Annotated in this window: 4 protein-coding genes; 2 read left to right on the forward strand and 2 right to left on the reverse strand. The window is 75.4% G+C overall.

Annotated elements, in window-relative coordinates; genetic code table 11:
* Nucleotides 1-67 precede the first annotated feature (67 nt).
* Complete coding sequence (locus tag AE652_RS38090) at nt 68-715, reverse strand: hypothetical protein (RefSeq protein WP_049659919.1); 648 nt, start codon at nt 713-715, stop codon at nt 68-70.
* Nucleotides 716-808: 93 nt separating this feature from the next.
* Between AE652_RS38090 and AE652_RS38095 the strand changes: the two genes are divergently transcribed.
* Together AE652_RS38095 and AE652_RS38100 are read left to right on the forward strand one after the other, a co-directional pair.
* On the forward strand, nt 809-1,444 hold the full coding sequence (locus AE652_RS38095; RefSeq protein ID WP_053112526.1) for a TetR/AcrR family transcriptional regulator: 636 nt from the start codon (nt 809-811) through the stop codon (nt 1,442-1,444).
* The gene (locus AE652_RS38100) at nt 1,441-2,202 is read left to right on the forward strand and encodes a TrmH family RNA methyltransferase (protein WP_049659921.1); all 762 of its coding nucleotides are present in this window, start codon (nt 1,441-1,443) and stop codon (nt 2,200-2,202) included. The genes AE652_RS38095 and AE652_RS38100 overlap by 4 nt, the downstream gene beginning before the upstream one ends.
* Nucleotides 2,203-2,242: 40 nt before the next feature.
* Here AE652_RS38100 and AE652_RS38105 read toward each other — a convergent pair.
* Nucleotides 2,243-3,380: peptidoglycan-binding protein (locus tag AE652_RS38105; protein ID WP_049659924.1), on the reverse strand; the 1,138-nt coding region annotated here is incomplete at its 5' end.

Genomic DNA, 3,380 nt, shown 5'->3' on the forward strand with positions numbered 1-3,380 from the left:
GGGGGGGGGGGGGGGGGCCGGGGGGGGGGGGGGGAGGGTGCTGAGGGGCGTGACGGGTGCGTGGGTGTCAGGCGGCGTGGGCGGCTTGGAGCCAGTTGGTGAACTCGCAGGCGAAGTGCCACTGGTGGCCGGTGGGGAGGAGGTCGGGGGCGGCTTCGGGGAACTGGACGGTGAGGCGGATGCGGAGGCCGTCGGGGGTGCCGGCGAACTCGTGCATGACGTGGAGGACTTCGGTGCCGTCGGCGAGGGTGCCGGTGCCGCCGATGCGGACGGGGAAGGTGGCGTTGCCGGGGGTGTCGTGGAAGTGGAGGAAGAAGCGGGTCGGGGTGGTGCCGAGGGTTTCGATGATCTCGACCCGGTCGCCGGTGGAGTCGGCGAGGTAGTGCTCGGGGTTGGCGGCGAGGAGGGCGGTGCGGTCGCCGGAGTGGAGGCGGGTCTGCCACCAGGTGAGGAAGGTCCGGGCGTCGATGCCGGTGGCGGTGAGTTCGGTGACGGCGGTGCGCCAGCGGCCGGCGGAGGCCTGGGCCCAGGTGGTCAGGGCGGTGTCGGCGGCGGTGGTGTCGGGGGTGAGGAGTTCGCGGGTGCGGGTGTCGCCGAGGCGCTGCTTGAGGAGGTGCAGGGCGGCGCGGGCGCGGTCGAGTTCCCAGGCGAGGACGGCCTCGCGGGGGTGGGGGGTGCCGTCGATCTCGGTGCGGATGGTGAGGCTGGTCGGCATGGTGGCGCTCCTCCGGGAGAGGCGGAGAGTTTTTCTCCGCTTCTGGTGACGCTAGCATAGGGGGAGAGATTTTCTCCGGTTAGGGAGTTGTGGATGAGGGCCGACGCGGAACGCAGCCGGCGCAGGATCCTGGACGCCGCCTGCGAGGTGTTCCTGGAGCGGGGCCCGGACGCCCCGTTGGACGCGGTGGTGCGGCGGGCCGGGGTCGGCCCGGGCACGCTCTACCGGCGCTTCCCGGACCGGGAGGCGCTGGTCCGCGCGCTGGTCACCGACCTGCTGGCCCGGCTCGGCGAGGCCGCGCGGGAGGCGCGGCGCGTCGAGGCGGACCCCTGGCAGGCGCTGCGCCGCTTCGTGCACGCCGCCGCCGATCTGCGGATGGGGGCGGCGATCGTGGTGCTGCTGGAGCGCCTGGTGGTGGACGAGGAGCTGGTGGCGGTCCGGCGGGGCACCGTGGAGGCCGTCGAGGATCTGCTGCGCGCCGCGCGGGAGGCCGGGCGGCTGCGCCCCGACGTCGGGATGGGGGACCTGGTGCTGCTCTGCGTCCGGGTGTCCCGTCCGCTGCCGGGCGCCCTGGCGGCGCTGGACGCGGACGGCTCGCTGGTCCACCGGCACCTGGACCTCGCGCTGGCCGGCCTGGCCGCCACGACGGACGGCCCGCCGGGGCGGGCGCTCGGTTTCGACGAGGTGATCGCCGCGGCGGGGCGCCCGGGGGAGACGATGGCGGAGTGAACAGGACGGACGAGGACGGGCTGGTACGGGCGTGGCGGGCGGCCGAGCGGGAGCCGGGGGCGGTGCTGCTGGACGGCTTCCACGCGCTGAAGCACGCGCTGCGGTTCGGCGGCGAGGTGCGGCGGGTGCTGACCGCGGACCGGGGCGCGCTGCTGGCGCTGGCGGGTGAGTTGGCGCCGGACGTCGTTCCGGCGCTGGAGGGGCTCGCGGTGGAGCTGCCGGAGCCGGCGCTGCGGGGGCTGGTGCCGCGGCTGCACCCGACCGGGGTGGTCGCGCTGGCGGTGCGGCCCGGGGTCGAGGCGAACCGGGCGGTGCTGGGCCGGCTGCCGCGCCGGGCGCCGGTGGTGCTGTTGGAGAACCCGCGCAACCTGGGGAACGTCGGGGCGGTGATCCGGCTCGCGGCGGGCTTCGGCGCCACCGGGGTGGTGACCACCGGGGACCTGGATCCGTGGCACCCGAACGTGCTGCGGGGGAGCGCGGGGCTGCACTTCGCGACCGCGGTGGAGCGGCTGGCCCTGCCGGAGCTGCCGGACGGGCCGCTGTACGTGCTGGACCCGGAGGGCGCGGACATCCGGGACGTGCCGTTCCCGGACGACGCGCTGCTCGCCTTCGGGACGGAGCGGCACGGTGTGTCGGCGGAACTCAAGGACCGCGCCGACCGGTTGGTGGCGGTGCCGATGCGGCCCGGGGTGTCCAGCTTCAACCTGGCGACCAGCGTCGGGATGGGCCTGTTCCACTGGATGTCGGGGAAGCGCTGAGGCGCGGCGCCCGGGTGGGCACCGCGCCTCGGATGGGGCGTCAGGAGAAGAGCCGGCGCCAGGTGTCGGGGCCCGGGTAGCCGTCGGCCTCGCTGCCGCGCCAGCCCTGGGCCTGCTGGAAGGCCTGGACGGCCCGGCGGTCGCTCTCCGTCCAGCGCGGTCCCGGGCCGACGCTGTACGAGCCGCCGAAGCCCTTGCGGACCAGCTGCTCGCCGAGCTGCCGGATGTGGTCGTTGCTCTGGCCCGGCCCGAAGTACTGCGCGCCGGGGAAGGCGGAGCCCCCGGTGACGGGCGGCGGCGGAGGCGGCAGCGGGGTGCCTCCCCCACCGCCGATGTTGCGGCCCTTGCCGTTGACCAGGTAGTCCCAGGTGTCCTTGCCGGGGATGCCGTCGGCCTCGGCGCCGCGCCAGCCCTGGGCCTGTTGGAAGGCCTGGGTGGCCTTGCGGTCGGCCTCGCCCCAGCGCGGGCCGGGGCCCTCGGAGTAGAACCCGGCGCCGCCGCGCTGCACCAGCAGCTGGCCGAGCCTGGTGACGGACGCGTTGTTGGCGCCGGGGCCGAACTTGTCGGCCCCGGGGAAGGCGGTGGAGGAGGTGCCGCCGCCGTCGTTGCTGCCGGAGGACAGGCCGGTGTAGCGGTACGGGACGTAGGAGCCGGAGTTGTTCCAGTACGCGTACGGGGTGGAGCGCTTCTTGGCGGAGGGGCCGGTCTGCTCGTAGGCGACGTACTTGGTGCGGGAGGAGTCGGCCCAGCCGCCGAAGATCGTGACGTGCGAGCCGGCCTGGGGGTTGGCCGGGTTGTTGTAGATGAGGACGTCGCCGGGCTGGAGGTCGTTCTTGCCGATCCGCTCGGCGAAGTTGGGCAGTGTCCAGGTGGTCTGACTGCTGCCCAGGCCCCAGGCCATCGAGACGAAGCCGGAGCAGTCCTGGCGGTAGCCGTCCGACCAGTAGCGGCTCATGCTGTACGGCACGCCCTGGTCGACCCAGGTCTGGGCGCGCTGGATGATCTGGGCCCGGGTGAGCGGCGCCGCGGCGGCGCGCGGCGCGGCGAAGGTACGGGCGCCGGGGGCCTGGCCGTAGAGGCCGCTGACCTCGCCCTGGGGGGTCTGGGACTGGCTGCTGCTGTTGCCGCCCGGGGTGGGGCCGGGTGCGGGGGCCGCGGTGGCGGTGCCGGCGGCGGCC

The organism is Kitasatospora sp. MY 5-36 (assembly GCF_001182915.1).
Lineage (GTDB): Bacteria > Actinomycetota > Actinomycetes > Streptomycetales > Streptomycetaceae > Kitasatospora.

Coding starts and splice junctions, on each gene's coding strand:
- AE652_RS38090 (WP_049659919.1), bottom strand. CDS start 715: ATGCCGACCAGCCTCACCATCCGCACCGAGATCGACGGCACCCCCCAC.
- AE652_RS38095 (WP_053112526.1), top strand. CDS start 809: ATGAGGGCCGACGCGGAACGCAGCCGGCGCAGGATCCTGGACGCCGCC.